Here is a 26,998-nt window from a genome sequence, read left to right as displayed (position 1 = left end):
CGCGTTGCTGAGAGATGACGCTGAGATCCAGCAAATGCCGGCTCCAGAGTTTGGATTGGTGGTCTCTATTTCATGTTCGTGCATGCTTGCCCGCAAGCTCAATCGAACGCCCAGCAAAGCTCTTCGAGGAATTCGACGATCCCCGGGCGCCAAACATTTGGCTGCGCCGTAGGCGCCTTCCTCGAACAACGTCGAGCAAGATTGATGCCGAACCGGTGTCTTCGCGCCAGCGGCGTCAGGATTTCCGCTTCAATGGGCGAGCGAAAATGATCGATTGGAACGGCGCAGGTTGATCAAAAAGCTGGTCGCGATGTGTGTTCAATTTCCTCCAGAGCATGTCGGCTACAGAACACGGCGGATCTTGGGCGCCGCACAAGCTTTCAAAGCGCAATCAGAGCCTTAACCGCGGCAGCGGCGCTGGCATAGCTGTTGCTATGAAATGTCGCAAAGACCGAGCGAAGGCTGAGTGCAGACCTGGTCCGATCGGGCGAAAACAGCACGTTGCCCGTGGACCGAGGATGGGGAAGGTGAAGTGCCGTTTCCAACCGTCAGCCACACGAACGTCGCGGCAAATTCTTGAGCCAAGGCCCGAGTACAACGGCAGAAAGGACTAGAGACCGTGCATATCGAACCGGGAATAGTAACAGGCGCCAAGTTCGTATTGAGCTGCGCGACAGGCATTGCGATGGGCTGCGTCGTCGCCAAGCTTGTGGTCGAGGCCATACACGAGCGGCGCGCTCTGTCATTTGCTGTGCAAGCCATCGCCGCGACGGGCCTTGTGTTCACGTTATTCGAATTCCTGCCGCACTTTGCGGTTTGGGCATCGGAAGTGCACCTCGTCCTGGGCTCCACGCTGTTCCTCTTGTTTGGCGCGACGCCGGCGGCCTTAGGTCTTGCGCTCGGCCTCTTGCTGCAAAGCGTCCTCTTTGTTCCGACCGACCTGCCGCAATATCGGATGAATGTCACGACGCCTCTAATACCGCTGTTTGCGATCAAGGCGCTCGCCAAGCGCCTCATTCCATCCAAAGCTGCCTATTGCGATCTGCAGTACAGCAAGGCGCTTTCGCTCTCGACTGCGTATCAATCCGGTATCGCTGTCTGGATCGCGTCTTTGGCGCTCTATCGCGCGGGCTTCGGCGCCGCCAACCTCGGTAAAGTCGCATCGCTCGCGGTTTACTATGCAGTTGTGGCCTTGGTCGAGCCGCTGGCTGATCTGGCTGCGCTGGCGCTCGGGAAACAAATTGGGCGGCGTGAGTGTGAGGGGATCTGTCGCCTACCGCTCCAAGAAGGCATGTTGCGGTCGAAAGTAACGATGGCCGCCATCTCGGCCGCTTTGCTCAAGCGATACGTACGCTTTCCCCGATAGCAGCCGGCTGCCGCGACCCCGGGCGACGCGCACTCGCTGTTATCCGCGAGGGGGCCGACTTTAGGCTCATTCCGCACAAGGCGACCAGGAAATCATTTCTCGCCGAATTGCGGCCGGCCGTCTGCGCCGGCCCGGTCGCGGGCGATCGGACGCGCACTACCGATTTCGACCTGCTGGTGCGTGATGTGGCGAAGGCGAACTGCCGCCACGACGTGGAGGAATGGCGGGAAGCGCTCAGGGCAGCAGCCTGGTCGCAGAGCATCGGGGACAAGGTTGGACACGAGGGCGTCTTGCGCTGCTGATACACTGGGAGTCATCCGTCGAACGAGCTTATCCATGCAACATTGGCAGCCTCCTCAGCACAGCCGCGATGGACCGCCGTTCGGCGGCTTCCCACGCTCTGCTGCACTCGGCCGGAATGTTCGCAGTTCGACAAAGAAGATCGCCATGTATGGATTGATCGTGGTGTTGACCACGCTCGCACTGTGCAGCATCGTGTTTGCCGGCGAATTGACCGGGCCGGCAAAGGTCATCAGCACCGACACCCTTGAAATTCACGGAACACGCGTTAGGCTCTGGGGCATCGACGCGCCGGACAAGTCTCAAATGTGCCGAGATATCAACCTCAATCCTTATCGATGTGGCCTCATGGCCGCGAGCGATCTTGAAGCCTTCATTGCAGAGCGCGAAGTCAGTTGTCTGTCAGTCCTGGAGGATGAGTGTGGACGGACATTGGCGATCTGTTCAGCTGATGGCATCGATCTCGGAGAATGGTTGGTGCGCAACGGTCTCGTGCTCGATTGGGAGCGATACTCCAGGCGCCGATACCACGCTGCGCAACGCGCGGCCGATCGTGCCGGACTGGGCTTGTGGGCGGGCAGCTTTGCCGTACCTTGGCTATATCGAGCTTGCATTCGGTTAGGTGGTGGACCAGCCAGCTGTTCTGACGACGCGAATGCTCACCCTTGACCGGTATTCCTCACACCAGAATATACGCCGGAGTCGTTCCGCACAAAGTGACCGTCACGGGCGAGCTGGCGTCGGCCGCGAGTGAGCAAGCTTACCACTGCCGCGCCACCGTGCTCAAAAGGGGTAAGATGGTCTCAAGCTCTCGTAAGCGCGAAAGTCGCAAGACAGAAAATCGCGAGCTCCACAGGAACGCCATGGTTCTCGCCCTAATTCTTCGGAATCATGGACTCGCAGTCATGCCAAGGCGGCGCCTTTTGAGTTCGAGAGAGCCGCATTTACTCGGAAGAATGGCGGGCTCTCCGGACAAAGCAAAGGCGTGGCACGGAAAACAATCAGTTCCGCCGGGTACAGGTTGAGCGGAAGAAGGCCGGTGGCGTTCAAGGCACCATTGGGCGAGGTAGGCAACACGAATGAGGCTTGGGATGCAGCCGACCTCCACTCCATTCGACGCAAACTTTCAGGTTTGACAAGCCCAGGGCTCGCAGCTTGATTCCCAGAGGTCGCCAGATGCTGTCCCACCAAAACTCATACACTCACACTCAAGTCTGATGCAGGAAGCCGCTGTGAGCGCTTGCTCAACGCCGGCTCCGCGAAGGACGTAATCGAATTGGGCCCTTTGCTGCAGGACGCCGCATAAGTCCCTTCCGGACTTTCGCTGCTGTTGGCGATATCGGCGGCGATTGCCTTTTCAAGCCACGGCTGCTCCGATTCACGCCAGAATTTGGCCGGGCGCGTAACAAGCTGAACACCACACGTGCGGTTTAGGTCACAAAGACGTGTGGGCCGGCCTTGCAGGCGCCGATCACAACAATGCCTCAGAACACAATGCAGCTGCTCGTTCGGTTGGAAACAGCATGGCTCGCTGACGATTGGTTGGAGATCCGCTGAATGAGCAACACCGCACGCGACGAGCGCAACTGCTGCGGCAGCCCGAACAAGAACGTCAAATCGCATCTCACCTTTCCGAACTCGAAGTGCGCGCGTTCCAGAACGAAGCGTGAGCCGCTGAATTCGCAGCGTCGCTCCCATGCCCTCCTTGTGTGCAGACTCTGTGCCGACGGGCATGATGCAAGCTCCCGGCGTTTTTCGATCGCGATGTCGTCTCGCGACAATAGCGATCATTGTTCAAACAAGCCGCGGGTCTGAGGTCGAGCACGAATCGAATGCCGCGCGCCGGCACCGCCGGCTCGCTGATTTCAGTGAAGGCTCCTGCAAAAGAGATTGGGTGAATGAGCTTCTTTGCAACCACACAATGAAGTCGCACCGGTAGTTCGAGCCGCGGAGCTGAGCTCACTCAGAGATCGCAAGCTCACCTGATTGCGGCTTGAACTGGATCGGCAGTCTCTGATGGTGGCGACGCGGGATGGTCGGAAACAATTCAGAACGAACACGATCCGCCGATCTGCATCTTCTTCCCTGCTGCTCTGGAGAGGGTCCTATAACTCCGGCAACCGACCTTTCTTGACCGTCGCCCGGAGATCTGCCGCATAGCTGGGTTTCAATGCCCAGATGGTCTCGGCCCAGAGGGCTTGCATCGGCATCTTCTCCTTGGCGACTTTCCTAGCCATTGTCGGCGCCGCGCCCTCCGCGGTGCGCTGGAACGTGGCCAGCTCGATCGTCTATGCCTGGAGAATCACGTGCCGACCTCGGCTATCGTTGCGGCGCTGACCTGGTAGGGTCAATGCTTTCGATGTTTTCGTCAGGACACGAGCTTCAGCCCGACAATGCCGGCGACGATCAGTCCCATGCTGGCAAGGCGAAATGCGGCGGCCGGTTCTCCGAACAAGATGATGCCGAGCGCCGCCGTGCCGACCGCACCGATGCCGGTCCAGACCGCATAAGCAGTTCCAATGGGCAGCGTCTTTAGAGCAAGGCCGAGCAGGGTCACGCTGCCGGCCATGGCCGCGAGCGTGAGCACGGAGGGAACGGGCTTGGTAAAGCCCTCCGTGTATTTGAGGCCGATTGCCCAGGCGACCTCCAGCAGGCCGGCGACCAACAAAATGCTCCAGGCCATGGCGGCCCTCCGTTTATCGCAGGTCGTCCCGGCGGCTGATGTGGTCATGCGCTGGAAGGCCGTCCTTGCTAGTCTCGCGATTCGCCTCGAGCAGGGGTTAACTTCGCTCAAAGATCAGCATTCCGACGTTATTGGTTCGGCGAATTCACACGATCGGCAAAGCAGAAAGCCGTCCGTTCCGTTCATGCGATCGGCAATGTTGCAAAAGGCTACCCCTTCGAAGAGATCCTTGTACCTGTCGCGGAGGAGGTTGCCCAAAACGTGTCGGCGCTCAAAATCCATGCAACAGAAAGTAACGTCGCCGTTTGGGAGAAGAACATTACGATATTGCCGTTCGTCAGGACATGTCAGTGCTCCAGCGATTGGCTGCCGCGCTCCAACCATCTTCTCGCCGTTGCCAGCCCTGCTGCTCGGCGGAAGCGAGCGAACCAGCGCTTCGTCAGGAATTGTGCCGACAAGTGCGGGATGCACCTCGCCCATGACTATGAAGAGCAACGATGAAATGTCGGCATCGACAAGTTGGCGCATCAAATCGACATAGTTGCGCCTGACGAGACCACTATCCATGTGCGTGCCGTCATCAAAAACATGCACTAGGAAAATGCGGAACTGCATCGCACGCAAACGTCTTAGATCCCGCCCGTTCATTCCTACCAGGGTTGTGAAAATTCGGATTCCATGGCCACACGCATAGGCATGCTCAACCATTTCGGTGCAAGCCGGATTGAGCCAAGGCTCCGAATATCCGGAAAAGCTAATGTCGACGGCTGCTGGTACGCGCGCCAGACATCGCTTGAAATCTTGGAGAGAAAGATGCTTCACGTCGGATATCGCTCTTTGCCGTTCGGCAAATTTGTCTTGCGGACAATAAGAACATCCGACGACACAGCCAGTTGTCGTAGTTATCTCCAAGACCCTGCCGCCACTGATTGCAGAGCGCAGCTCCTGTGGAGTCATCGATTCTATATTGTCCACTTCCGCGCTCCGCGTTTGGAACAAAGAGATATTGAGGGGACTGTCGATTTGCATCTCATGCCGGTTAGCTCATGCTTCAGTTCTCGATTCGTCGTCCACCAGCGCGACTCGGCATGGTCGCAAGCGCGATCGAGGCAGATGAAGAATGCGCCACGGCTCTCTCCCATAACACCCCAGCCCAGCAGGATTGGACGGCTGCCGAATAAACATCCGTCGATGGGGTTCGTCTAACGTCTCGCTTATTCCAAGAAGCATCACTCATGCCATTGGCGGTACTGTCCTTAACTCGACACGTCCGCGATGAATGTCCTCCCAAATGCGCGACCGAAGTGAAACTCTACGCAATCGATAGAATACAATATGACGCTACGTACGATTCAAGCTCTCTCGAAAATGAGCTGAATGACAGCTTTCTTATGAATCTTGACGGTGTAGCCTGCCCCGAGCACCACGTCATCATGATGGTCGGCATCGCGCAGCGACGGCAGGTGCTGACTTCTTGCTGATAAACATCGCCTTGAAATCTATATCAAGACGCGCACGGCAAAACAGGGGGGCGGCACGGTACAAAGTCGCAGACAGAAAGCACCACAATGGATTGGGCCGATCTGCCGATGAGCGCCGATATGACCGGGAAGTCCTCTCTTCAGCAAGCTCACAGATGTGAGCTCCGCATGTGGCGAGCCACCGGTCCAGTCTTGCGACGAGAGTTTACACGAGCCGGGAACAACTCTTCGATTCATCATCGGCACCTGCCTGGTATATGTTTGCCCTCAGGCCGCGGTAATATCATGATCGCGATGACAATCTCCTCATGGAGCCTGACCACAACCTATTCACAAGTTCCGAGAACAGCAGAGTCCCTCGGGCTTTTCTTTCCAGGCTGTTGCACGGGATAGCGGCCCGAACGTAAATCGCATGGGAGGAGGGGCTCTCTACAGCAAATGCTGCTCGGATGATCCGCTCGACAGCAGCTATCGCCTCGACGCGATCACTGTGGCGGCGCTCTTTGGCTTGCGCTGTATAGGTTTCTGATTCCTGGTGGAGCGAGTAACTCGAAGCTCAACCAGACCACTATGAGCGGCAGGCTATCGACCGGATTGCTTGATTATGCTGCAGTTTCGTTCGAGCTCGATAGCTTTCTTTGCGGTTCGTTCACGCCGTTTCTGGTGCGATATTGGTGCGGTTGAATTTCGACGTTCAGTCTGTGGAAGAGGTCGGTGGTTCGAGTCCACCCAACTGTACCAGCGAAATCAATAACTTGATCAACTCCTCACGCGAAGTCGACGACCGCTAGCTACCATATAGCTACCACGGCGATGGAAACGCGGTCTGGTTCTAAAAGCTATTTTCGTAACGACGAGGTTACAGGCAAGTACCGTTTGCGACGCCACCCGACCTGATGAAATTTCTCCCCAGTCCTTGCGCGATTCGCGGTGTGCTAACGTGGAAACGCATATCGGTCCCCACGCCGTCGAACCGGCTGATCGCGGCGGCCTGTCAAGGTCAGCGTCCACCCGGTTCGCAATGCGCTATCGGTAGCGGGCCGCAGACGTTCATGGAAAAGCAAGCCAAGCGAAAAGCATCGTGAGTTTCTTCGAGCGTCTAAAGACAGAAGCATCCGCTGAGTGGCGGGCCTACACCGAGCATCCCTTCACGAACGGATTGGCAGACGGCTCGCTCCACGAAGCGGCGTTTCGTCACTTCCTTGTTCAGGCCTACCTATTCCTCATCGAGTTTGCTCGTGCCTACGCGCTCTCAGTCTACAAGTCGCCTAAAGTTGCCGACATGCGTGAAGCAGCGGCCGGCCTTTCGGCCATCCTTGATGTCGAGATGAACCTGCATGTGAAGCTCTGTGCAGGTTGGGGGCTATCCCTGAGCGACCTTGAAAACCCCTCCCGCGGTCGAAACACAAGCTATGTGCTCGACGCAGGATTGCGCGGCGATCTGCTGGCACTCAAGGTGGTGCTTGCCACCTGTGTGATCGGGCACGCGGAGATCGCAACACGGCTCGCCTCGCGACCCGATGCGGACGCTGCGACGAACTCCTATCGCGTTTGGATCGCCGAGTACGCCGGCGCGCCGTACCGGGAGGTCGCCGCAAAAGCGCGGGCGCACATGGAACATCTTGCCGATCTCTACGCCACGCCGGCCCGCGAGGCAGAACTGACTGCGATCTTCAAGGAAGCCACCCGACTCGAGGCAGACTTCTGGGAGATGGGCTGGCGCGCAGGCCAGCGTGTCGAATAACCCTTCGGCAATCGTCAGGCTCATAACCTGAAGGTCATAGGTTCAAATCCTATCCCCGCAACCAACGATTCTTGCGAAAGCAAGGCACCCAAAACCCCGGCCTCCGAAAGGACGTTGGGGTTTTTCTTGTTCGCGGCGAACCGAAGGATCGCGGCCAGGTCGCCGCGCAGCACGATCGCCAGCTCTTCCTCGTTGGGCACGAGCGTCACCTGATCGATTAGCGTACGGAAGACTTCTGCTGCTTCCGCCTTCCCATCCTCGTTCTGCAGGCTCTCATAGAGTACCGCGATCCGCTGGCGGTAGATCTCGGCCATATTCGGATGCAAGAGCGGCGGCGGCTCCTCAGCGTTTGCCAGCAGTTCGGTCAATTCTGCTTTGCGGGCTTCAAGACCACCAATCTTGTCCTTGAGCTGAGCGCCGGGCACGCCATCGAGGATGGCTTGAATCGCTCGATCCAAGTCTCGTTGGACGCGTTCCAGCTCTTTGCGCTGACTGATGATGTCTGAGCTGCGCTCAATCCGCAGGCGGTTCACCTCGCGGGTGAACTCATCGCAGAATTCCTTGAACAGCTCGGGCTCCATCAGGTGCGTCCGCAAGCCGCTGAGCACCGAGGCTTCGAGGGCGTCTCGCCTGATGTTCAGGCGGTTGTCGCAGGTGCCTTTGTTCCGTGACGTCGCACAGCCAAGCAGATCTTTCGAGATCATCGTGTAACCGCCACCACAGCAGCCGCACTTCACCAACCCGGCGAACAGGTGCTTCGGACGTCGCCGTTCATTCAACGCATTCTCGCCGGGCTCAGAGGTCTCATAGGCGAGCGATTGCTGGCGTGCCTTCACTGCATCCCAGGCTCCCTGGTCAATGATTCGCATCTCCGGCACCTTCTGAATCACCCACTCGGATTCAGGATTGAGACGCGAGACTCGCTTTCCCGTATCCGGGTCTTTCAGATAACGGAGCCGGTTCCAAACGAGGCGGCCGACATAAAGTTCGTTGTTGAGAATGCCGACGCCACGCTTCGGATTGCCATGGATCGTTGACGGTCCCCACTCGGCGCCCTGCGGCCCAGGCACGCCTTCCTTGTTCAGCTCAAAAGCGATGGCGCGCGACGACTTGCCGGCGATGTAGTCCGAAGATACGGCGGACGACGGCGGCTTCCGCCTCGTTGATCGTTCGATCGCCGCGGATCGGTTCGCCATTCGATGCGAACTGTTTCACCACGTCATAGCCGAAGCACAGCCCGCCGCCGGACTTGCCATCCTCAACCCGCCCGCGTAGCCCGCGGCGCGTCTTGTCGGCCAGGTCCTTCAGGAAGAGGGCGTTCATCGTCCCCTTGAGCCCGACATGCAGATGAGTCACGTCGCCTTCGGACAGCGTGACGATACGCACCCCGCCGAACGCCATGCGCTTGAACAGTCCGGCGATGTCTTCCTGATCGCGGCTGAGGCGATCCATAGCTTCGGCCAGCACGACGACGAACTTGCCGTGCATCGCGTCGCTGATCAGTTCCTGAATGCCGGGGCGCAGCAGCGACGAGCCTGAGATCGCCCGGTCGGTATAGCTATCGACGACCGTCCAGCCTTGCTTTTCTGCATGCAGACGGCAGACCCGCAACTGATCCTCGATCGAGGCGTCTCGCTGATTGTCCGATGAGTAGCGAGCGTAGAGCGCGACCCTCATGAGGCGACCTCCTTACTCCGGGAGGCGGTCTCGCGTCCGGTTGTCTGTTTCGGCTTGAACGAAGTCCCGTGCGGCCTGTCGCGCCAGCAGCCGGACCAGATTGATGAGGCGTGGATCGGGCTTCGACGACGCAGGCACAGCCGGTTCGCGGGCCGCGTCGGCGACCACACGAAGCTTTTCGGCTGTTGTACGTCTCGGTCGCGCCACGATCGCGTCCTCGTCCTTGCGCGGAACACTCCGCTTCGCGACAATGATGCCAAATGATGGCGCGTTGACAAGATGGAAAGCTCTTGTAAATCAATGGCTTGTAGAGAGACCAAGCGGAAAGCAGCGAGCGGCGTCGTAGTCACGCGCGACAAGACGAAGCCGAGCGCACTGCAAAAATTTTCGTGATCGCGCATATCAGGGCGATGCAACCTCATCGATATCTCCTCGAGTTCACATCAGCCTCGAATTTTGCCACCCGTTCAAGATATCCTCGAAAGCAGGGGTGTCGCCAAATATCATGCCCGTCATAGCCGTGTAGTCGCGCGTGAAAGAGCTAGGCACCGCCGTCGCTAAACGCCTCCTTCAAGAACGAGCCTTCTCGTCTTGACGGGCATGATGCCAGGCAGGCCGGCAAGGAATTCCGTGAGAGAGTGCATCGCCGACCCTAGCAAGTCATTTTGTAAGCCACTTACCGTAAGCTTCGACATCGATCATAGGAACCGTGCCACTAAACTGAAGCTGTGATATCAACTTAAACAAGAACGCCGTCGCCGGCTTGTTCTCGTTGACGAACATATAGCTCGCCGCGGCTCGATCGAAGAAGAAATGGCCATGTGACGCGACGCAGCCGATGTCGAGCCTCCCATCACCGATGTCGGCGACCAGCGCCTTCTCAAATGACGGTCCCAGCGCTGGACTCCATTCACTCTCGAAGGTCAAGAGACCGCCCAAGATTGGAATCAACGGCTTCGCCGGATAAACGCCCTTCGCGTATGGAATGGGGAGACTCGTGCGATGCAGCCGGCGAACGCTTGCGATCTTCTCCTGCGCATACGCGACTAGGCCAGCGTCTGCCGTCTGCTTCGCCTCGAAAACGGCGTAGACGCTCTCAGCGGGAATAATGGTCTCGTTTTCGTATGTGAAGATGAACGGCGAATATTGCCGGTCGAAGATCACGACATCGATCTGCTGGCTGAAGTTTCCAAGACTGTCCACTACATGTGCCTTCGCCGCTTGGTAGCGCTTCGGCAAATACGTCTCCAACATGCTGATCCAGACATTCTCGCTGGCATCACCCTTCGTACCCGGATGGTTGAACGACTTCCGAACGGTTGCGAGACGCTGCTGAATATCTTCATGCAACGAGGAAAGAAGCTGGGACAAAGACCATTCTGACATCGGTAGACCTCACTTTGATTCAAGCGCTTGCCGTTAGGACAGCGGGAATTTCGGGCCGAACAGTTCGCGCCAGGCTCGCAACGCTTCGCCATTCCGGCCGCGACGCACATGGTCGATTGCAAGAGTCGTCTCGCGCTCCGCCGCACGCAGTAGGTCGCGGGCTCGCGTCCTGCGCGCAGTGTCCATTCCGTTGCTGATCGCCGGGCCGAGGCCAGCAGGGTCGGGCCACTCATCGAAAATCCGGGCTGCGAGCGTTGCAAAGAACCCCTGAATCTCGCGGTCAAAGCTGCCACCCCAGCCGCCATGTAGGCATTGGAGCGCCATGACCTCGATGAGGAACGAGGGTTTTACCGGCTTCTCACCGTGCTTCGGGTTGTTGTTCCAATATTTCACCATCCGCACGAGGCCCTTCCATTCGCTGGAATAAGCCTGATGTGCTGCGGTGGCCTCTGCGGCATGGGTTTGAGGGTTGGTCTCGATCCACTTGCCGAGTTCATTGTCGGGGATCTCGAAATCGTCGTCCTTATCGAACGACGGAACGACATCGACGCTGATGACGCGATAGTCGGTATTGTCGTCGGCATCGGCCTTCACGCCGAAATCGACGTTGATTGAGCGGTTCTGCTTCTTGGCCTTGTCACCATATTTCTCGATCAAGGCATTGTGAAAGTCGGTCAACACCACCGATGGCGTCTTCGAGCGGTAATGATCCTCCGATGACTTCAGAACGAAGAAGATATCTACGTCCTTCAACGGCTTCGTTTTGGTCCAGCGCGCGTACGAGCCGGTCAGAAAGCTCCGATCGATCTTGAATTTGGTGTCGAGATAATCTCGTACTTCCTTCTGGCGCGCCGACGCGTTCGCCTGCTCTCGATCATTCAACTCCAAGCGGCTTTTGAATTTGCGAAACGCGTCGTCGATCGTGAGCATCAGGCTCTCCTCAGATAAGATGTGCTGGCGCCAAGGGCGCTGTGCTCGACGGTCGTTCCGAGGCTTTGGCGAACCATGCCCTCCGTCGAACGTCCGCTCGCCTTGCTCCAACCGGCCACGTCGGGACGGCCGGGCTTGTTCTGCAGAAGGAGTCGATAGCGTGCCTCGCTCGGTGCCAGGCCAGCCTTCTTGATCGCGTATTTGAGCTGTTCGGTATCAGTCCAGAAACTGCCGTCACCGCCGGACCAGCCATAGGCGATGTCGATGTCCCAGCGGAAAATCAGCGCGTCCGTCTTCGGATTGTAGATTTCCAGCTTTACGGTTTCGAGATCACCGGTGTTCAGCCAGGTCTGGACCCCGCGCATCTGCAACTCCCAATCGCCGACGAACTCGGACGGATCGAGGCCCACAAGGCGAATGATATCCTTCAAGCTCTTCAGGATGTTGTCCGCGACATAGGTGACGGAGTGCGTGTAGGTGTTGACGGCGACGTTGGTCATGAGCCGAGAAACCCTTTCGGATCGAACACAAGGGTCTGTGATTTCGTGGTGGCCGCCTCGTCGGCACTCGAGACAGCCGCGGCGAGATCGCGCGCCGTAATGCGGGTGCTGCGCTTTTTGAGCGCGCCCTGAACCCAGGCGAGATCGTCGGCCAAACAGGGAAGCGAAACCCGCCAATCCCCCTTCAGTGGGTCAAAACCGAGAGCCTCCTCGTTGGCGTCGGAGCCCTCGACGGCATCATCATCGTAAAGGCAATAGATCCGCGTCCGCGGACCATCGCAGGTCACGGTGATGGCTGCATCCCTGGGCGCCTGATCCGCTATCACGGTGGCGGCGACACCGGCGACGGCAAGAAGCTCGGTCCGTGCATCGCTGGTCTTTCCCGGGGTCAACAGATCGACGATCGCCGCCCAGGTCCGGGCCGCGTCTCGTTCGGGCGTGCTCTTGAACGTGCGGCTGGCAACGGTGCTCATGACGCTTTGCCTCCCGAAATGCGGCCCGCCTTGGCGGCGCGCGCGGCGGCAAGCAGATCGTCGATCGTCACACGTTCCGGATTCATGGCCGTCTGCGCGCTGCTGGCCAAAGCGTTGGCCACCATCTTGCGAATGGCGCGTCCGTCGAGCCCGACGCATTCGGCCGCGGAGCGGTCGAAACCCTGGGAGGCGGGCAGCTTCGCGATGGCCGGATAGGTCTTGCCGAGACCAGTCAGGCAATCCTTCAGGATAAGCCCGCACGCTTCACGATCCGGCAGAGGCACATGGACGACCAGGTCACAGCGCGACGTGAAGGCCGCGTCGACCGCCTGGGGAAAGTTGCTGGTGGCAAGGAACAACAGGTTCGGATGCCGCTCGGCCAGCGCATCGAGTTGAACGAGCACGGCGTCGGTCGCGCGGTGGATATCGATCGGATTGGCCTCCAGGCTCATTTTCGACCGGTCGGCGGCAAGCGTCTCGACTTCATCGAGGAGCACAATCGTCGGTCCCGCAGCGGCGGCTTCGGCGATCGACTGGGAGAACAGCTCCGACACCGCACGCTGGGTCTTGCCCATCGCCGAACTGGTAAGCGCGTGCGGCTCGACTTCGAGCAGGCGGAACCCACCGCCTGGAAATGTCTCGGCGGTACGATGCGCCAACCCACGAGCAAGAGAGGTCTTGCCGGTCCCGGGCGGTCCGACAAGCAGAATGACGCCGTGCAGCGGAATGACACTACGATCGACCTTGCCGCGCATCGTGAAATTCAGCATCGCCTGAGACAGGAGCTGGGCCTTCAGTCGCTCGTCCAGGATGATTGAATTCCACAGGGCTCCGAGCGTGGGATCGGGAAGCCGGCGTGCGCGCTGGATGCCCTTTGGTTGGTTGAAATCCTCGTTCTGCACCGCCGTCAGCTTCTGCATCTTCGTTTGCCTCGTGCCGCCTGCGGCGGTGATTGAATGTGCCTCATAAAATAAAAAAGCCGCGCCCGGATCGGCGCGGCGTTTGCGGTCAGCCCTTAGGCGGATTGGGATCGTGCCCGTGGCTATCACTCTGGCCGATGCGGCCATCCTTGTTGTGGATGCGCAGCTCGGTTTCCTGGTTACGGCTCACCTGCCGTCCATAGTCGATTGCATCCTGCTTCCTATCGAAATGTCCCGAGGCGCGCTCACCGCCGCCACGCTTAACATCCCACCCGCCATCATGGTTTGGCACCACATGATGGGTGTCAGGTCCACGCTTATCCGCCATATCTTGATCCTCTGTCGGGATGATAAAATAAAAAATACATCTACTCCGAACTTAATATGGGAGGCGAAATGCGCGTTGTCAAGGACCCCATATATCGCTACTCTGAACAGGGATGATTTGGAGTGTGGAGAGCATGACGTGTCGACGCCGCTAGGCGACAAGATCCGGGATCTGCGAAAGGCGAAGGGCTACACCCTCGACAAACTCGCTGAACTCGCTGAATCGAGCAAAAGCTACATTTGGGAGCTGGAGAACAAGAATCCGCCCCGCCCCTCGGCCGATAAGGTTGCAAAGATCGCGGCGGTTCTCGGTGTTACGGCTGATTACCTTATCGACACGACCGAGAAGGTCGGAGTCGAAGACGCCACAGATAACGCCTTCTTTCGCAAATACAGAAAAATGGATGCGGCCACCAAAGACAAGATCCGGCGAATGGCCGATCTTTTGGGGGACGACGAATGATACGCCCCTTGTCACCCGAGCGTTGGGCCTTCGAGATCACCCATCTCCTGAATGCGGTGTTCGGGGCGGATCGTTTTCCGATCGATATTCCGGCGGTGGCACGGGAATACACTGCGCAGCGGTTTCCCGACGACCCGATTATCAGCGTTCAGGGTGACAATCTGCCAGGTTTCGATGGTGCTTTATTCAAAGCCCCGGCTGGCCGCAAGGGCTGGGGAATCATCTACAATAACCGAATCGGCTCGAAGGGCCGGATCAACTTCACACTGGCCCATGAGTTCGGCCACTTCCTGCTACACCGGGCGGCGTACCCGAATGGTTTCCGCTGCGGTGAACAGGATGTGGTTCGCTGGGATTCCGAATACGGACAGGTAGAACACCAGGCCAACGTGTTCGCCGCCAACTTCCTGATGCCGCTCGATGACTTCCGCCGCCAGATCCCGGAAAGGGACAAGGTCGATCTCGACATGATCGCCCACTGCGCGGATCGGTATCGTGTTTCCCTCATTGCTGCGACATTGCGTTGGCTCAGTTATACGCGGAAGCGAGCGGTCCTCGTCGTGTCCCGCGACGGGTTCATTCTTTGGGCACGTTCAAGCCCATCCGCGCTGAAAACCGGCGCGTTCTTCCGCACGTCGGCGGGGCCGATCGAAATTCCAGCAACATCGCTCCCTGTCAAACAAGATCTGCTCATTGATGGCAGGGCGACCATCGATCATGGGCCTGGTGTCTGGTTCAGAGAACCTGTGCGGGAAATGACAGTATTCGCCGAGCAGTACGATTTCGCGATCTCGTTGCTTCTGCTTGATGACGCACGACCGTTCGCTTCGTTTGAAGCTGAAGATGAGCCTGACGTCTTCGACAAGATGATGCCCCAGCCCGGCCGGCGCGAATGGTGACGAGGATGTGTCGTGCTCGATGATGATTTGCGTCACCGCGCTCGCCGGCTGATGGCCGGCGATTTTCGAACTGGGGATCTGGATCGCCTATTCCTCGGTCAAAGGGAAAGGGCTTGGGGCCGCGCCACTTTTCGCGAAATCGGTGATTTTATTGCTCATCGCGACACCCGCGAAAAAGGTCTCGTCACGCAGGTGGGAAAGGACGTTTTTACGAGTGTCGACGTCTGGAGCCTCAAGATGCGAGGTCGCGAGCCCTCGTGGGCTGATATCGCGCGCGCGGCCGAAGCTAACCTGCGGCTCGCTTCAGACGAACAGATAAGGTCTGGCTGCGGGTGTCAGCGCGGAGCGGCAAAGAAGAGAATGCAGGCGGCGCTTGCAAAGATCGAGCGACAGGAGCGGCCAACCGACCTAGAAATAAAGGCGCTGGACTACCTCGGCAATCGCTTCATTTGGAAGCCTGCCTTTACATCAGATCAACTGTTTTCAGAGTTCAGGGACGTCCTGATGCTCAACCAAATCGTAGATAAGGCCGACGCCGAAGCGCTGGACGGGGCTAATGCTTACATTGTCCTTCACGCGCTATCCGTGATGCACGGATCAACGATCGTGCTGGACGGCGGTGAGAAGGCAAGATTGTTCGCAGGGTTCGCAAATCGCGACCGGCGTCTGGAAATTAAAGTTGAAATCGTGTTTAGCGAATTGAGTAAGCCCCTTATGGCTCCAGTGTGTCTCTTTTTGACGAACTTCGGTCCCGACGAGCATTGCGATCCTGAGCTAAACAGATCCGCTGATCCAGGTTTGTTCAACCACTGGAATTTTCCGATTGATGTCGGCGCAGACGGCCGACTCTCACGCATTTGCTAATCGAGGAAGCGCAATGGTGGGGCACAACTTCGAAAGACTGAAGGCCCACATCCTGCCTCTGTCCGTCTCGCGTAGCTTCGATGTCGCCCGAAGGGAATGGTCGCTTGTCGCTGTCGAAATTAGCGACGAATTCGATCAGTGTCCCTGCGGCCAGGACATCAAGGAGCACTGCTACATACGCAACCATCTCAATGGTAACACGACCTATGTCGGAAACGTCTGTATCAACCGCTTCATTCGAATCGACACAGGGAACCTCTTCGACGGCCTGAAGAGGATTGCCAAAGATCTCACTGCGAACGCCAACAATGACCTGATCGAGCACGCCTACCGACTGGGCTATCTCTATGGCGAGAAGGAATACACTTTCCTGAAGCAGACCATGAGGAAGCGGAATCTCTCGGCTGCACAGATCGCTTGGAAGGTGAAGATTAATCGGCGCATCGTCGCCCAAACAGTAGTTGGAAAACGGACCGTCAGATGACGGTCAGCGTCTCTGCTAGCTCCGAACCCGCTTCTCTCTCGGTCGAGCGAGCAGCCGATGCGCCGTCAGCCTTCACCCGCGAGCGTTCAGATAGGCCCGCAGGCCGGCAACACTCGTGAACATCTCATCCGGCGCCGATGCCTTTAGGGCCGATGCGTCGGCCAGGCCCCAGGCCGAGCCAAGCGCAACGACGCCAGCCGAACGCGAAGCTTGCGTGTCCTCCGGCTGATCACCGACGTGATAAGTCCCCTTGGGGTCAGCGCCCGCTTTCTTCATCGCCAGCACCAGTCCTTCGGGGTCCGGCTTCCTAGCGCGCACCTGATGGTATCCGAGCACGATGTCTATTGGCCACCTGTGTTCTCCGATGAAGGCCTTCGCGACCATGTCGGGGCTCTTTGTAACGATCGCCAGCGTCTCCCCCGACTCGTGCAGTTCCTTCAAAAGCTCGTGGACGCCGTCATAGACCGTTAGCTTCGACGCTTGGGCCATTACAGCCTTCCAGTTCCGCGCCGCACGGAGATGCTCGACCGGCGAGCTGTCGACCAACGTCTGATCAAAATCGAAGATCACCATCTCAAAACGCCATCGATATCTGAGATCCCGGCTGAGCCGGCTTTGGAGGTTCAGAGATTTTGGCGCGTTCCAACTTCAGGCGTTCCAAGAACCGCTTGAGCGCTTCACCATCGGGGATCGCCTCGGCCCATCGATCGGCAACCAGCTTCTGATTACCCTTGGTCTTGTCTTCATGGGTCCAGGTGGCAGGATGCTCGATGCAAGCGAGCGCACGCTTCTGCTCTCGCGAGAACCGCACCGTATGCATTGTCCCACCCTTCACGTCGGTCTCAATGACTAGGACGCCATCTGAAAGGCCGCTCTGGATCCGATCACGCTCTGCGAACGCCGTTCTAAGTGGTATGACACCCAGCGCATATTCACTCACCAGGCAACCCTCGAAGTCGAGCAGACGCTGCGCCAAGCCCCGGTTAGCCGCCGGATAAACCTTGTCGAGGCCATGCGCCAGGACTGCCACGCCCACGCCGCGCGCATCGAGACATCCCTCATGGCCCAGCGTGTCACAACCATGCGCGAGACCGCTGATGATGATGAACCCGGCTTCAACCGCGCTGGCGGCTGACTTTCGTGCAACTTTTTCACCATAGGCGGTGGGTTCGCGCGTGCCGACAACGGCGACACAATAAGCCGCGTGCAGCCCCCGCGGATCGCCCTTCACATAGAGGACGGCCGGCGGATCGGGGATGTTCTTCAGACGCTCGGGATAGCCTGCCTCATGCACCGAGAAGGCACGGACGCCAGCATCGAAGCTGCGCTCCAGCTCCTCCTCGCTCTGCATCCAGGCGTGAAGGAGTTCACTTGCCGGAAGTTTAGCACGCTCCGCCTTCGACAGAATCTCCTCACGTCCTTCGGACACTCCGATCTCCCTGTCGACAATCTTCAGGGCAGCTCGCCGTCCGACGCCCTTCAGCTTCATAAGCGCAACCAGCGCGATCGTCGTGGGCGATGCCAATGCTGTCATGGCCTATCCTTTCTTTGCGCCGGCCGCTTCCTCTTCGCCCTGCTGCCATATCTTGTCCCACTCTCCGGACACCTGATCATTTTCCGGGTTCGGGCACCAGTCGACCCTCTCCGCTTTCGCCAAAGCAAGGCCATACACCTTGGACTTCGGGTTCTTCTCCAGAATCGCAGACGCGATCTTCGATAGTGTAGCACCGCGCGTTATGAAATCATCGAAAACAAAAATATGTTCGGCATCGAGTTTCTTTGCCTTGTATTCTGCCTTTTCTAGTTCAGCATCGCGTTGTTCGGCCGAATAAAGGTTATGGATCTTCTCATGGATATTTTTACTTAGCGCACCTACGTCACACCGGGCCCCGATCAGGCCGGCGGACTGATCAGCAAAATAAGGTATCGCGCGATCGGGGTCGGCCTGCGTCTCACCGGACGACAAAGCCGCCACGAATACCGCATCTTTTACATTGACCGCCATCGCTTTAATCAAGCCGGGAACTGCGCCATAAAGCAGCCGACCGGCGCCGTAGATCGCCGCTTTATCTTTGTTCTTGAAACGAATGAGGCGCGACGTCCACGCTTCTCCGGTTTTGTCCGTGAGTTTGTACGTCAACGTGTAAGAATGGGTGATACCCTGAGACCGGCTGAGATAAGGAAAGCCCATCCAGCCCGCAATAGGATTCCAGCGAATCACGATTTCGCTCCCTTATTTATACTTATGCGAAAATAGCTGGGTATTCGGCCTTTCTCGATTCAACTTCTAGTGTCGTTATCGCTACGGTTTTTGCGGATCGACCAATAGGTCTGGAACGCTGGTCCTTTCGAGTTAGGAGGCTTCGAAGGACGGCTGATCAAAAGCGGCACTGGCGCTGGAATATCCGGCCCGATGACGATCGCCTCACCGGGCGCCAATGTCGGGATGAACATCGCTGCATCACGATCGAGGTCACCGCAGGCTTTCTCGACCGTGTCACGATCGTGGTCATTAGTCAGCCGGTGGACAATAAGCGTCCCGAGCTGGCTCAGCACATCGGCCGGAATGTCACGCGGACGCTGGGTCGCCAGCACGCAACTCAGACCATATTTCCGCCCCTCCTTGGCGATCAGACCGAAGGCGTCAAGATATACGCTGCCGTACTCGTCACCGACGGTCCGGCCGAGGAACTGATGCGCTTCATCCAGCAACACGATCATCGGCCGGTCGCGAAAGACATCGCTACGCGCGCAATCGAGCAAGAAGCGTCCGATGATGTTCAGCAGAATTTCCCGCGTGTGATGCTCGAACCGCACGTTCTTGAAGGAGATACGAATGAGATCGTCGTCATCGTTCGTGCAGAAGTCATTCAGTACGTTCGCCAACGACGCTCCGGCCGTGCCGAAGATACAAGCGAGTTCCGGCGAGTGGATCATCGTCCGCAGCCGCGAGATCATCGACTCGCAATAGCTGATAGAGTTGTTTTCCGGCCCACCCCAGTTTCCAGGATTGTTCTGCGAGTTTGACCAAACGCATTCGTTCTGCACCTGGTCTGCTAGGTTTTGGATGTTGAAGGTACAGGACGACGTGTTTACCTGCGCTCGATAGTGATCGATTGCCGTGAAGTAAGGCGCTCGGGGCTTGTTGATCTTTTCCACGAGACCCGTCGCCGTCACGGTGACGCCGGCCACAGCGGCGCCTGCGGCCGCATTCACCAGTTTCAAGCTCTTGATCGCGTCTCTGAGCCTCGGCCCCTGGCTCTGCCCGGATGGCCTAACGAGGGTGAAGAGGTCATTTTCGGACATCGACTGATAGGGAAAATAGACAACTTGCGCTGTCCCTTCGGCATGATTGAACGTGTAGTGCTTCGAGATGGCCGGGATGTCGGCGAATTCGCCGGTCGGATCGAACAGGATCGCGCGGCCACCTACGGCCTTGATCTGTTGGAGAAGCGTGGCAATCGTCCAACTCTTGCCGCCGCCCGTCGCGCCGAGCACACCGCAATGGCGGCCGAAAAGCTTCTCGGCCGAAAGCCTGATCGGTACGCCACCACCGGCGTCAAGCGTGCCCAATTCCAGCGCCACGTCGCCCGGAGCGTTCGTCGTATTCGAAATCAGGCTGCCGAAGGCACTGCCGCTCGCCAGGTAGACCCCGTCGCCAACTCGAGGATGGGTCTTTAGGCCGCGTTGAAGGCGCTGGCTTGCCTGGTCGATGGTCGCAAGAAGCTGGATGCGGCCGATCGGGTGCGGGTCAGGCGGCGCGCCGAGGCTCGGCTCCAGGCTGAGACGCTCCACGTCCGGGACCCGGACCTCGAGGATACGCCCGAGGAGTTTGTACTGCTCGCAGTCAATGAAGACGAATTCCCCAACTGCCCCGCGCGAGAGACGCCGCCTTTCTGGACGCGCCGTCGCTTGTGGCAAGTTTGCCTGGACGAGCGACGCGCCCACATAGGTGATGGTGCCGATGTAGTAGTCAGGATCAACGAGGCTCGGCGCATTCATGGCTTTGCTCCGGCCGCGCCGGGCGTGGCGTCGCGAAGCGCCTTGACCCGCATCGCATGGCGTTCGCGCTCGGTCTCGGCGACAAGATCAGGAAGCGCGAGGGCGAGATCCTCGAAGCGCCCGTTCAGCAGCATCACCCGCTCGTCACCCGTCTGCACCAGGCGGATGAGCTTGCAGTAACTCGTTTTTGGTAGCCTCGATCTCTACCTTTAGCGGGTCCGCGTCGATCAGCGCTTGGTCGATGAACACCGGATCGCAAACCACGAGCTTGAAGCTCATATTGCTTTCCAACGCAGCAAGAACCGGTTGGGCAAGATGGCTGTCGCTGAAACTGAAGCCGGCCACTAGCAGTGTGGTGTCCGGCTCGCGCAGCGCAGTCTGGAAGGCGGACATCATGTCCAAGTACGGCGGCTCGAAAGCCTCCTGATACTTGCTGTCCCGTGGATAGATCAAGACCGGTTTGCCCTCGGCGCCACGCGCCCGGATGATCTCCGTCGCCGTCCGTCGCCAGTCGATCGATCCATGCAGCTTGAAGAGCTGGACGACGCTATCGAGATAGTCGGGCGCATCCTTCGCATTATCCCGACGAACGATGTCGAGCCCGAAATGCGAGCGGTCGTAGACCGGCGGCGCAGCGTGTGAGAAACCGTCGATCACCACAAAACGCTGGAGCCGCGCCGCGTACTCGAAAGCGAGATCGTAGTTGGTGGTGAAGAGCTTCGTGCGAGGCTTGCGCACGCCACGGCGTGCTAGCTTGCGCAAGATCCCCTGGTGCGCCACCAGATCGGTCTCCGCATCGACGAAATCGACCCGTGCAAGGATTGCGTCCTCGGCTTTCGTGATGAACTCGGCGACTAGCTTGCCGTTCGCATCCGTATCGCCGTAGAGCGCCACGTAGAGCTTGCACTGCGTCAGCAGCTTCTCGATGTCAGCGATCTTCGTGCCATTCGGGATGATCCCGAGCACCTTGTCGAAGGCCGCCGCGCCCATGGCGCCCTTTGATGCCTTCCAGAGATCGGTAAGTCCCGGCGCCGTCGTTACCTTCAGCCTCGACGCAGTCGCGTTCGCGACGCAGAAGGATGAACCGGCTCCGGTGAGCATGAGCAAGTTCGTGGCGTTTAGCCCGTTCAGCAGAAATCCGTCGATTGCCCGGCCCGAACCGCGCTCCTTGGTCTCTCCCGTCGTCGTATCGACTTCATCAGTGTAACGCCGCCAAGTCTTTGCAGTCTCAAACAGCCGAATGTTCTCTTTCGCCGCGCCGCGCCCGTCCCAAAATGCCATTTCGTTCCCCCCAATTTTTCTTATTTAAAGAGCCGTTCGATGTCCGCCATCGGCCGGAACAGCTTCATTGGCTGGTCGGGAAACGGCAAAAAGCTTTCACGCTCGTAGAAGCGGCGCGCATTTTCATCCTTGGCATCTACGACCACCGCGAAGGACGCGATATCGCTCCTGACGGCCCGAAAGAGGGCGTCCGCTAGCAAAAACCGGCCATACCCCTTGCCTTGATGGCGTCGATCGACCGCGAGTCGGCCGAGAAGGGTTGCCGGAACGAGCGGATAGCGCGGCAGTTTCCGCACTGTCTTTTCCGGCAGGTCCCCGAGATTCACCGCCGTCGACGAAAGGGTGTAGTAGCCAGCCACCGTACCGTCCGGCAGTACCAGCACGAAGGGCGCGGCCATGTTCTTGCGGGCATCCTGACCCGCCTGAACCCGGAAATACCGGTCGAGCGGCTCGACTCCACTTTCGAACGCAGACCTGTCGTGCTGGGCGCCGACGATCTCGACCCGCAGGGCTTCTTCGATATCGTCCGCCACCCGTCAGATGCCGGTCGCCTGGCGATAGCGGCGCACCGTGTCACGCAGACGGTCATTGACTGGCTGCGGGTTGAGCAACGCTTCTACGAAGGTCTCGCTGTCACGGACCGACAGGTCCAGACGCTGATGCTCCTCGATCGCCCGGCGGGCGGCCTCCTGGACGCTGGACAATACAAAATCGGTCACCGTCCGGCCCTGGAGGGCCGCGGCGCGCTCAATAAGGCTTTTCTGGTCGGCCGTAACGCGCGTCTCCAGACGCTCGCCACGGACCCGGCCGCGGTGCGGATGCGTTGCAGTTTGTGCCATCATCATTCTCCTTGAGCCTTTGTGTACGGCCAATGGCCGGGAAAGTCAATGAAATGCCGTCACCCGTCGGGAAAACCTTCCCCTACGCCCGAGCCTCGCGTCTCGACCAACCCGCTCCGCGGGGACAGCCCCGCAACGTCCTAGATCAAGGCAGCGGCGATCAGGATTCATGTCCAGCACGGTTACTGCGTTCAACACATCCTGATCCGGCTCTCTCGCCTGGCACGCCAGGCCGGTTCGCTAAGCGCTCCGCCCCCGCGCCGGCAAGGGTGCGCGCCGGCAGGCCGGCACCGTCCGGGGCGGTCTCCCCGACCTTCCGCGCGGACTTTCAGCATGTCCGTAACTCCGAAATCCGCTTGTGCAGGCCGGGTGATCCCCCTCCGCCCCGGCCGCCCTTGCCCTTGCTACCCCGGTATCGCCCCCGGACGATACCAATCCGATCGAAGCCGGGAAGTTGCCGGATGGATCGCCCGAGCTGTCAGTGACGGCGCAAGGTTGAAAACAGGCTGAGGATTTCCGTGTCTGTAAATTTATCCGGCTCCCGCGACTTGGGCTCGGGAACGGATTCCGGAGCCTCAACCGGAGTCTCGCTATTCAACTCACGAATTCGGGCCTTCGCATGCTGAAGGGCAGAGCCTGCATCCTCACCAACCCGCGACGCTAATTTCACCAGCGCCTTTTGATGGTCTTCGAGTTCCGATTCTGAGTCTAGTTGGTCGACAATCGACTCCGCCTCATCGAGGTGACGCCGAAGGGCAGATTGAAACGCCTCTGCTACCTGCGGAGACAGCTCCGGGCCGAGGTGACGATCGACCCTGTCCCACATTTGGGAGAGCGCGTCACTGGATGGATCATATCCTACAACCTCGATGAGTTTTGCTTCCAGGAGATCGGCCGGCTCCTTTGATTGCGGGAAAGTGCGATATTGACCACTTCGAAAATCGGAAATAAGTGCCGGCAATGCCAGTCCATCAATCCAAACGGAGTATCGAAGATCGTCGTTTGCGATGAATGCACGAATTGTCTCAGCCAGTTCCTTATCGCTAAATTTGGACCACCATTTGAGCAGAAGCTGGAGCCTGCTGGTAAACGCGAGATCGTAGTATCTAAAACTGTTGTCTGTAGCGTATTCGTCTTTCTTGAAAACCGGCGTTAGATGCAGTCGTTTCGAGGCATTCCTGAAGCCATAGAGCAGTTGCTCCCGATCCTCGCGTGCCGGTTTGACGACTTCATCAAGATAATTCCATATATTCTGTGCCCAGGAAGCCAGTTGGGCAAGATGATCTTCAGGAGTGCGATATCTTTCAGGTATTCCTGAAGATAATCGCGTAACGACGGGTTGATGAACGAAACGGTGGTCGAGCTGATAGCGACGAATCCGCTTTCCATTATCTTCAATGCCTCTTCAAAGTCCTTCGGGCCCGCCCCAATCCTGAACTGCTCGCACATTGCTGCGTGGGTCGCGTCGAAAACCAGTCTGAGGTCGGAGATCCGAGACCCTGATCCGCTGCAGAAGAAAAGGCCGATCAAAAGGTGCTGGCATTTGTCTGGGATATTTTTGAACGGCTTTTCCCAAAGGTCGTTTGGCCGATCGAGGCTGGAAATGCAGAAGTCGGGATATCCCGCTACGCTGACGCCTTCGGTGTTCAGGGTGTCAGTAATGGCGCGAATGGTTCTTGGATTGTAGTTCTTGTGTGTGATCAATGATTGAAGCTAGCATTTCGTGATCGATAAGCGCCTCGAGATACTCTTCACCGAGGTCCGATGTCGCGAGGTGATTGTAGAGGATGTGCGCCTTGATGCGCCTTGTGTACTTGCCGACGTTTAGGACGTATTTTGTAATATCGACCTTCTTGTCATCCATGCGCTCAGATTGTGTTCTTGCCTCTTCATAAATATGAGCACGGGTTGTTAGAATGAAGCGCGCGTTCGGTGAACGCCTGACGCGATCCAGAAATTTTAGCAGATGAGCTTCTTGCTGACCTAACGTCTGCAGGTCCAGCCGTACTTGGCCCAGAAAGTCGTCGAAGAAGAATACTGTCTTTTTTCTATCGTCTATTTTTGCGAATCCGTCATCCAGGTCACGAACAGCTACGAGCTGCCAGTTCTCCGCCCAGATAGTTGTAAGCCAGCATTTCAGCAAGCGTCGTTTTTCCAACGCCGGGTGGCCCAGACACAATGATGACGTTTCGCTTTTCGAGGAGATCGGAGGCTTCCTTAAAGCTCGGGTTCTGAGCGTAAACCTTAACCTTCCTCTCGATCTCGTCCTTGGTCGCGTTAGTGAACCCGCTCAGCGCGGCATTGACGATCTGGTCTAGGACAACAGCGCTTGAAAGCCAAAGCTTGATATGAGCCTTCTCAATATCGCGGTTGTCCCTAAGCAGCCGGTTCAGTTCGGCGGGGCCAAGGATATCGCTCTCAGATTGGTGGGAGGGCCCGATAATTTCGGCGAGAACAGCCTTGTTGTCCGGTGTCAGGACGTGAGACGTCGCTAAGATATAGCGGGTCGGTTGCAGTTCCTCGATAGAGGCGCGCTCGTGCCGCATGGCGCGTGTCAAATCGGAGAATCGCGAGCCGCGATAATGTTTGACCTGTAGGATGGTCAGCTCATTGGCTTTGGCGTGCCGTCCATCGATGCCGCCGTCCGGGCCTGGGCTGAATGCTTCAAATCGTAAGCTGGTATGTGCGCCCACCAGGTCGAGGCACAGACTTTCAAAATCGGGATGCGACAGTGAAGAGAAATCGTAACTCACGCTCTTGTTGCCAATTTAAGAATGATCTGGGCGGCTTTATCTAGGAAAGTCGTCGAGTTGGCTCAGGCGTATGGCGGCTCCGGGCGAAGAGATGCCGGGATGGTTCGTCACCGCGATATTGTCTCGATGGTCCGTGCGGGGGTCAAAGAGTAATTCGCGATGGATGCGCAATCTCAGACGGAATCAACCATCTTCGAAAGCGTCTTGGTTTCTGCTCGATGCAATTCTACGGCACGATTCTTGATAGCCACAGCATGCGCTTGAGTATTGACGCACATCTGATCGTTGATTTGCACCGCCTCGATATCTAATTGTTTTGCCGCGGCAGTGACACAGGAACGCCAGTACGCATCCCAATACGGGCCTCGCCCAAGACGATTTCGGCGGCGCATCGGAATCTTGAATTTGAACTGCTCAAGGAACGCCTCTGTGCCCTTGCGCATTCTCTCGCGAATGGGGTCATCGGCAGGATCGTTACCGAAAAGGATACGCTTGCTCATACTCATGCAGGATCCTCCGAATCAGAAGAACAATATTGGGACTGACCTGCCCCTGAAGTTTCACCCAGTAGCGGTTAGAGTCTCGGCGGATGTTACGCCGTTTGGCGCGGTGTGAGCAACGTGCGATCGGCGGAGCTGGTCGGGGTTGCGCAGCCGATCGCACGTTGCGGTGAGGTAGGCGGCATAGGCCGCAGGGGCCAGATAGCCGAGCGAGGAATGCGGGCGTTGGCCGTTGTAGTCGCCGACCCAATCCGCAATCTTGGCGCGGGCGTGATCGAGGCCAAAGAACAAGGTTTCGTTGAGAAGCTCGTCCCGCATCCGGCCGTTGAAGCTTTCACAGAAGCCGTTCTGCATCGGCTTGCTCGGCGCAATGAAGTGCCAGTCGATGTTGTTCTCCTCCGACCAGGCCAGCATGGCATTGCAGGTGAACTCGGTGCCGTTGTCGGAGACGATCATGCCCGGCTTGCCGCGCTGATTGATCAGCGCCGTCAGTTCGCGTGCCACCCGCCGCCCCGGGATCGAGGTGTCGGGGATGGCCGCCAGACATTCCCGGGTCACGTCATCGACGATATTCAGGACCCGGAAGCGACGGCCGCTGGCGAACTGGTCGTGGACAAAATGCAGCGACCACCGGGCGTTCGGCCGAGCCTCGACCAGTATCGGCGCTCGGGTGCCCACGGCGCGGCGGCGGGCTCGGCGCTTGCGCACGCTGAGGCCTTCCTCTCGATACAGACGGTAGATCCGGTTCCGCCCGGACGGCTCGCCCTGCTGGCGAAGCAGCACGAACAGCCGGCGGTAGCCGAACCGCCGACGGGCATTAGCAAGCCCGCGCAAGTGGCCGCGTAGTTCGGTGTCCGGCGGTCGGCACGATCGGTAGCGAACCATCTTGCGGTCAGCGCCGACGATGCCGCAGGCCCGCCGCTCCGACAGACCCATGACGGCCTGCAGGTGCGCGACGGCTTCGCGCTTGGCGACGGGCCCTACCATTAATGGGATGACCCGCCCCGTCCTCTCAGTCAGACTGAGTTGGCTTTTGAAAGGAGGAAGCAATGAGGACACGGAACAAGCCCAGGCCGGCAACGGTGTTTGGGATCGACATTGGCAAGAACCTTTTCCACGTCGTTGG

Annotated in this window: 31 protein-coding genes, 1 tRNA gene and 2 pseudogenes; 10 read left to right on the top strand and 24 right to left on the bottom strand. The window is 58.3% G+C overall.

What is annotated here, in order from left to right:
• The first annotated feature begins 619 nt into the window (after positions 1 to 619).
• The 4 genes and pseudogenes from IVB36_RS15435 to IVB36_RS40440 all read left to right on the top strand — a co-directional run.
• Positions 620 to 1,366: an energy-coupling factor ABC transporter permease gene (locus IVB36_RS15435; protein ID WP_247392076.1), complete on the top strand. Its 747-nt coding sequence runs from the start codon at positions 620 to 622 to the stop codon at positions 1,364 to 1,366.
• Positions 1,367 to 1,702: 336 nt separating this feature from the next.
• Positions 1,703 to 2,335, top strand: a complete 633-nt coding sequence (locus IVB36_RS15430; RefSeq protein WP_346658405.1) for a thermonuclease family protein — start codon at positions 1,703 to 1,705, stop codon at positions 2,333 to 2,335.
• Positions 2,336 to 3,223: 888 nt separating this feature from the next.
• A complete protein-coding gene (locus IVB36_RS15425; protein ID WP_247392074.1) occupies positions 3,224 to 3,481 on the top strand; it encodes a hypothetical protein in 258 nt (85 codons plus the stop codon).
• 423 nt (positions 3,482 to 3,904) lie between these two features.
• Positions 3,905 to 4,011, top strand: a pseudogene (locus IVB36_RS40440) (inorganic phosphate transporter); the annotation flags it as partial.
• A gap of 23 nt (positions 4,012 to 4,034) precedes the next feature.
• On the opposite strand, the gene sugE reads toward IVB36_RS40440, so the two are convergent.
• Together sugE and IVB36_RS15415 are read right to left on the bottom strand one after the other, a co-directional pair.
• Positions 4,035 to 4,349 (bottom strand): quaternary ammonium compound efflux SMR transporter SugE, encoded by a 315-nt coding sequence (gene sugE / locus IVB36_RS15420; protein WP_247392073.1) that lies wholly within the window; start codon positions 4,347 to 4,349, stop codon positions 4,035 to 4,037.
• Between the two features lie 114 nt (positions 4,350 to 4,463).
• Complete coding sequence (locus IVB36_RS15415) at positions 4,464 to 5,171, bottom strand: SPASM domain-containing protein (RefSeq protein ID WP_247392072.1); 708 nt, start codon at positions 5,169 to 5,171, stop codon at positions 4,464 to 4,466.
• A 1,740-nt stretch (positions 5,172 to 6,911) separates the two neighbouring features.
• On the opposite strand from IVB36_RS15415, the gene IVB36_RS15410 reads away from it, so the two are divergent.
• Both IVB36_RS15410 and IVB36_RS15405 read left to right on the top strand, forming a co-directional pair.
• Positions 6,912 to 7,574 (top strand): TenA family protein, encoded by a 663-nt coding sequence (locus IVB36_RS15410; protein WP_247392071.1) that lies wholly within the window; start codon positions 6,912 to 6,914, stop codon positions 7,572 to 7,574.
• Positions 7,533 to 7,638 (top strand) — tRNA-Met (locus IVB36_RS15405). Before IVB36_RS15410 ends, IVB36_RS15405 begins: the two co-directional genes overlap by 42 nt.
• Here IVB36_RS15405 and IVB36_RS15400 read toward each other — a convergent pair.
• The 8 genes from IVB36_RS15400 to IVB36_RS15370 all read right to left on the bottom strand — a co-directional run bounded on the left by IVB36_RS15400 (position 7,595) and on the right by IVB36_RS15370 (position 13,788).
• The gene (locus tag IVB36_RS15400) at positions 7,595 to 8,770 is read right to left on the bottom strand and encodes a recombinase family protein (protein WP_346731049.1); all 1,176 of its coding nucleotides are present in this window, start codon (positions 8,768 to 8,770) and stop codon (positions 7,595 to 7,597) included. The genes IVB36_RS15405 and IVB36_RS15400 overlap by 44 nt on opposite strands.
• On the bottom strand, positions 8,661 to 9,251 hold the full coding sequence (locus tag IVB36_RS40435) for a recombinase family protein (protein WP_346731048.1): 591 nt from the start codon (positions 9,249 to 9,251) through the stop codon (positions 8,661 to 8,663). Before IVB36_RS40435 ends, IVB36_RS15400 begins: the two co-directional genes overlap by 110 nt.
• Positions 9,252 to 9,911: 660 nt before the next feature.
• Entirely contained in the window at positions 9,912 to 10,637 is a 726-nt protein-coding gene (nucC, locus tag IVB36_RS15395) for a DUF6602 domain-containing protein (RefSeq protein WP_247392069.1), read from the bottom strand.
• A 33-nt stretch (positions 10,638 to 10,670) separates the two neighbouring features.
• The gene (locus tag IVB36_RS15390) at positions 10,671 to 11,567 is read right to left on the bottom strand and encodes a CBASS oligonucleotide cyclase (RefSeq protein WP_247392068.1); all 897 of its coding nucleotides are present in this window, start codon (positions 11,565 to 11,567) and stop codon (positions 10,671 to 10,673) included.
• The gene (locus tag IVB36_RS15385; RefSeq protein ID WP_247392067.1) at positions 11,567 to 12,067 is read right to left on the bottom strand and encodes an HORMA domain containing protein; all 501 of its coding nucleotides are present in this window, start codon (positions 12,065 to 12,067) and stop codon (positions 11,567 to 11,569) included. The genes IVB36_RS15390 and IVB36_RS15385 overlap by 1 nt, the downstream gene beginning before the upstream one ends.
• Positions 12,064 to 12,540, bottom strand: coding sequence for a hypothetical protein (locus IVB36_RS15380; RefSeq protein ID WP_247392065.1), 477 nt, complete (start codon positions 12,538 to 12,540; stop codon positions 12,064 to 12,066). Before IVB36_RS15380 ends, IVB36_RS15385 begins: the two co-directional genes overlap by 4 nt.
• Positions 12,537 to 13,460, bottom strand: a complete 924-nt coding sequence (locus IVB36_RS15375) for an AAA family ATPase (RefSeq protein WP_247392088.1) — start codon at positions 13,458 to 13,460, stop codon at positions 12,537 to 12,539. Before IVB36_RS15375 ends, IVB36_RS15380 begins: the two co-directional genes overlap by 4 nt.
• 88 nt (positions 13,461 to 13,548) lie before the next feature.
• Positions 13,549 to 13,788 carry a DUF2188 domain-containing protein gene (locus tag IVB36_RS15370; RefSeq protein WP_134490789.1) on the bottom strand — a complete coding sequence of 80 codons (240 nt, stop codon included), beginning with the start codon at positions 13,786 to 13,788 and terminating at the stop codon, positions 13,549 to 13,551.
• Between IVB36_RS15370 and IVB36_RS15365 the strand changes: the two genes are divergently transcribed.
• The 4 genes from IVB36_RS15365 to IVB36_RS15350 are packed head-to-tail and all read left to right on the top strand — an operon-like array spanning position 13,690 to position 16,497.
• On the top strand, positions 13,690 to 14,250 hold the full coding sequence (locus tag IVB36_RS15365) for a helix-turn-helix transcriptional regulator (RefSeq protein ID WP_346731047.1): 561 nt from the start codon (positions 13,690 to 13,692) through the stop codon (positions 14,248 to 14,250). The two genes, IVB36_RS15370 and IVB36_RS15365, sit on opposite strands and share 99 nt — an antisense overlap.
• An 8-nt stretch (positions 14,251 to 14,258) precedes the next feature.
• Entirely contained in the window at positions 14,259 to 15,149 is an 891-nt protein-coding gene (locus IVB36_RS15360; RefSeq protein WP_247392064.1) for an ImmA/IrrE family metallo-endopeptidase, read from the top strand.
• A 12-nt stretch (positions 15,150 to 15,161) separates the two neighbouring features.
• Positions 15,162 to 16,013, top strand: a complete 852-nt coding sequence (locus IVB36_RS15355; protein WP_247392063.1) for a hypothetical protein — start codon at positions 15,162 to 15,164, stop codon at positions 16,011 to 16,013.
• Between the two features lie 13 nt (positions 16,014 to 16,026).
• Complete coding sequence (locus IVB36_RS15350) at positions 16,027 to 16,497, top strand: hypothetical protein (RefSeq protein ID WP_247392061.1); 471 nt, start codon at positions 16,027 to 16,029, stop codon at positions 16,495 to 16,497.
• 72 nt (positions 16,498 to 16,569) lie between these two features.
• Here IVB36_RS15350 and IVB36_RS15345 read toward each other — a convergent pair whose 3' ends face one another.
• The 14 genes and pseudogenes from IVB36_RS15345 to IVB36_RS15280 form a co-directional block, all read right to left on the bottom strand.
• Positions 16,570 to 17,070, bottom strand: coding sequence for an HAD-IA family hydrolase (locus IVB36_RS15345; protein ID WP_247392059.1), 501 nt, complete (start codon positions 17,068 to 17,070; stop codon positions 16,570 to 16,572).
• Between the two features lies 1 nt (position 17,071).
• On the bottom strand, positions 17,072 to 18,031 hold the full coding sequence (locus tag IVB36_RS15340) for a DNA-processing protein DprA (RefSeq protein ID WP_247392057.1): 960 nt from the start codon (positions 18,029 to 18,031) through the stop codon (positions 17,072 to 17,074).
• Between the two features lie 3 nt (positions 18,032 to 18,034).
• Positions 18,035 to 18,718 (bottom strand): hypothetical protein, encoded by a 684-nt coding sequence (locus IVB36_RS15335; protein ID WP_247392056.1) that lies wholly within the window; start codon positions 18,716 to 18,718, stop codon positions 18,035 to 18,037.
• 59 nt (positions 18,719 to 18,777) lie between these two features.
• A complete protein-coding gene (locus IVB36_RS15330; protein ID WP_247392054.1) occupies positions 18,778 to 20,499 on the bottom strand; it encodes an ATP-binding protein in 1,722 nt (573 codons plus the stop codon).
• A complete protein-coding gene (locus IVB36_RS15325; protein ID WP_247392052.1) occupies positions 20,496 to 20,636 on the bottom strand; it encodes a hypothetical protein in 141 nt (46 codons plus the stop codon). Before IVB36_RS15325 ends, IVB36_RS15330 begins: the two co-directional genes overlap by 4 nt.
• Positions 20,637 to 20,643: 7 nt before the next feature.
• On the bottom strand, positions 20,644 to 21,780 hold the full coding sequence (locus tag IVB36_RS15320; protein WP_247392050.1) for an SIR2 family protein: 1,137 nt from the start codon (positions 21,778 to 21,780) through the stop codon (positions 20,644 to 20,646).
• A gap of 20 nt (positions 21,781 to 21,800) precedes the next feature.
• A complete protein-coding gene (locus tag IVB36_RS15315) occupies positions 21,801 to 22,313 on the bottom strand; it encodes a GNAT family N-acetyltransferase (RefSeq protein WP_247392049.1) in 513 nt (170 codons plus the stop codon).
• A gap of 3 nt (positions 22,314 to 22,316) precedes the next feature.
• Positions 22,317 to 22,619 (bottom strand): DUF1778 domain-containing protein, encoded by a 303-nt coding sequence (locus tag IVB36_RS15310; protein WP_247392047.1) that lies wholly within the window; start codon positions 22,617 to 22,619, stop codon positions 22,317 to 22,319.
• 478 nt (positions 22,620 to 23,097) lie between these two features.
• Entirely contained in the window at positions 23,098 to 23,580 is a 483-nt protein-coding gene (locus IVB36_RS15305; protein ID WP_247392045.1) for a hypothetical protein, read from the bottom strand.
• A 191-nt stretch (positions 23,581 to 23,771) separates the two neighbouring features.
• Positions 23,772 to 24,323, bottom strand: a complete 552-nt coding sequence (locus IVB36_RS15300; RefSeq protein ID WP_247392043.1) for a hypothetical protein — start codon at positions 24,321 to 24,323, stop codon at positions 23,772 to 23,774.
• Positions 24,274 to 24,762, bottom strand: coding sequence for a hypothetical protein (locus IVB36_RS15295; RefSeq protein ID WP_247392041.1), 489 nt, complete (start codon positions 24,760 to 24,762; stop codon positions 24,274 to 24,276). Before IVB36_RS15295 ends, IVB36_RS15300 begins: the two co-directional genes overlap by 50 nt.
• Positions 24,701 to 25,372, bottom strand: coding sequence for a restriction endonuclease (locus IVB36_RS15290; protein WP_247392039.1), 672 nt, complete (start codon positions 25,370 to 25,372; stop codon positions 24,701 to 24,703). The genes IVB36_RS15295 and IVB36_RS15290 overlap by 62 nt, the downstream gene beginning before the upstream one ends.
• A 173-nt stretch (positions 25,373 to 25,545) precedes the next feature.
• Positions 25,546 to 25,872 (bottom strand): hypothetical protein, encoded by a 327-nt coding sequence (locus tag IVB36_RS15285; RefSeq protein ID WP_247392037.1) that lies wholly within the window; start codon positions 25,870 to 25,872, stop codon positions 25,546 to 25,548.
• A gap of 60 nt (positions 25,873 to 25,932) precedes the next feature.
• Positions 25,933 to 26,859: pseudogene (locus IVB36_RS15280) on the bottom strand (IS3 family transposase); the annotation flags it as partial.
• Positions 26,860 to 26,998 lie beyond the last annotated feature (139 nt).

The sequence above is a fragment of the Bradyrhizobium sp. 35 genome (assembly GCF_023073215.1).
Taxonomy (GTDB): Bacteria; Pseudomonadota; Alphaproteobacteria; order Rhizobiales; family Xanthobacteraceae; genus Bradyrhizobium; species Bradyrhizobium canariense_D.
The sequence above is the reverse complement of the archived record's forward strand: the minus strand, read 5'-3'. Positions and strand labels throughout refer to the sequence as shown.

Coding starts and splice junctions, on each gene's coding strand:
- IVB36_RS15430 (WP_346658405.1), top strand. CDS start 1,703: ATGCAACATTGGCAGCCTCCTCAGCACAGCCGCGATGGACCGCCGTTC.
- IVB36_RS15425 (WP_247392074.1), top strand. CDS start 3,224: ATGAGCAACACCGCACGCGACGAGCGCAACTGCTGCGGCAGCCCGAAC.
- sugE (WP_247392073.1), bottom strand. CDS start 4,349: ATGGCCTGGAGCATTTTGTTGGTCGCCGGCCTGCTGGAGGTCGCCTGG.
- IVB36_RS15400 (WP_346731049.1), bottom strand. CDS start 8,770: ATGGCGAACCGATCCGCGGCGATCGAACGATCAACGAGGCGGAAGCCG.
- IVB36_RS40435 (WP_346731048.1), bottom strand. CDS start 9,251: ATGAGGGTCGCGCTCTACGCTCGCTACTCATCGGACAATCAGCGAGAC.
- nucC (WP_247392069.1), bottom strand. CDS start 10,637: ATGTCAGAATGGTCTTTGTCCCAGCTTCTTTCCTCGTTGCATGAAGAT.
- IVB36_RS15390 (WP_247392068.1), bottom strand. CDS start 11,567: ATGCTCACGATCGACGACGCGTTTCGCAAATTCAAAAGCCGCTTGGAG.
- IVB36_RS15385 (WP_247392067.1), bottom strand. CDS start 12,067: ATGACCAACGTCGCCGTCAACACCTACACGCACTCCGTCACCTATGTC.
- IVB36_RS15380 (WP_247392065.1), bottom strand. CDS start 12,540: ATGAGCACCGTTGCCAGCCGCACGTTCAAGAGCACGCCCGAACGAGAC.
- IVB36_RS15375 (WP_247392088.1), bottom strand. CDS start 13,460: ATGCAGAAGCTGACGGCGGTGCAGAACGAGGATTTCAACCAACCAAAG.
- IVB36_RS15365 (WP_346731047.1), top strand. CDS start 13,690: ATGTCCCGAGGCGCGCTCACCGCCGCCACGCTTAACATCCCACCCGCC.
- IVB36_RS15370 (WP_134490789.1), bottom strand. CDS start 13,788: ATGGCGGATAAGCGTGGACCTGACACCCATCATGTGGTGCCAAACCAT.
- IVB36_RS15350 (WP_247392061.1), top strand. CDS start 16,027: ATGGTGGGGCACAACTTCGAAAGACTGAAGGCCCACATCCTGCCTCTG.
- IVB36_RS15345 (WP_247392059.1), bottom strand. CDS start 17,070: ATGGTGATCTTCGATTTTGATCAGACGTTGGTCGACAGCTCGCCGGTC.
- IVB36_RS15340 (WP_247392057.1), bottom strand. CDS start 18,031: ATGACAGCATTGGCATCGCCCACGACGATCGCGCTGGTTGCGCTTATG.
- IVB36_RS15330 (WP_247392054.1), bottom strand. CDS start 20,499: ATGAATGCGCCGAGCCTCGTTGATCCTGACTACTACATCGGCACCATC.
- IVB36_RS15320 (WP_247392050.1), bottom strand. CDS start 21,780: ATGGCATTTTGGGACGGGCGCGGCGCGGCGAAAGAGAACATTCGGCTG.
- IVB36_RS15310 (WP_247392047.1), bottom strand. CDS start 22,619: ATGGCACAAACTGCAACGCATCCGCACCGCGGCCGGGTCCGTGGCGAG.
- IVB36_RS15285 (WP_247392037.1), bottom strand. CDS start 25,872: ATGAGCAAGCGTATCCTTTTCGGTAACGATCCTGCCGATGACCCCATT.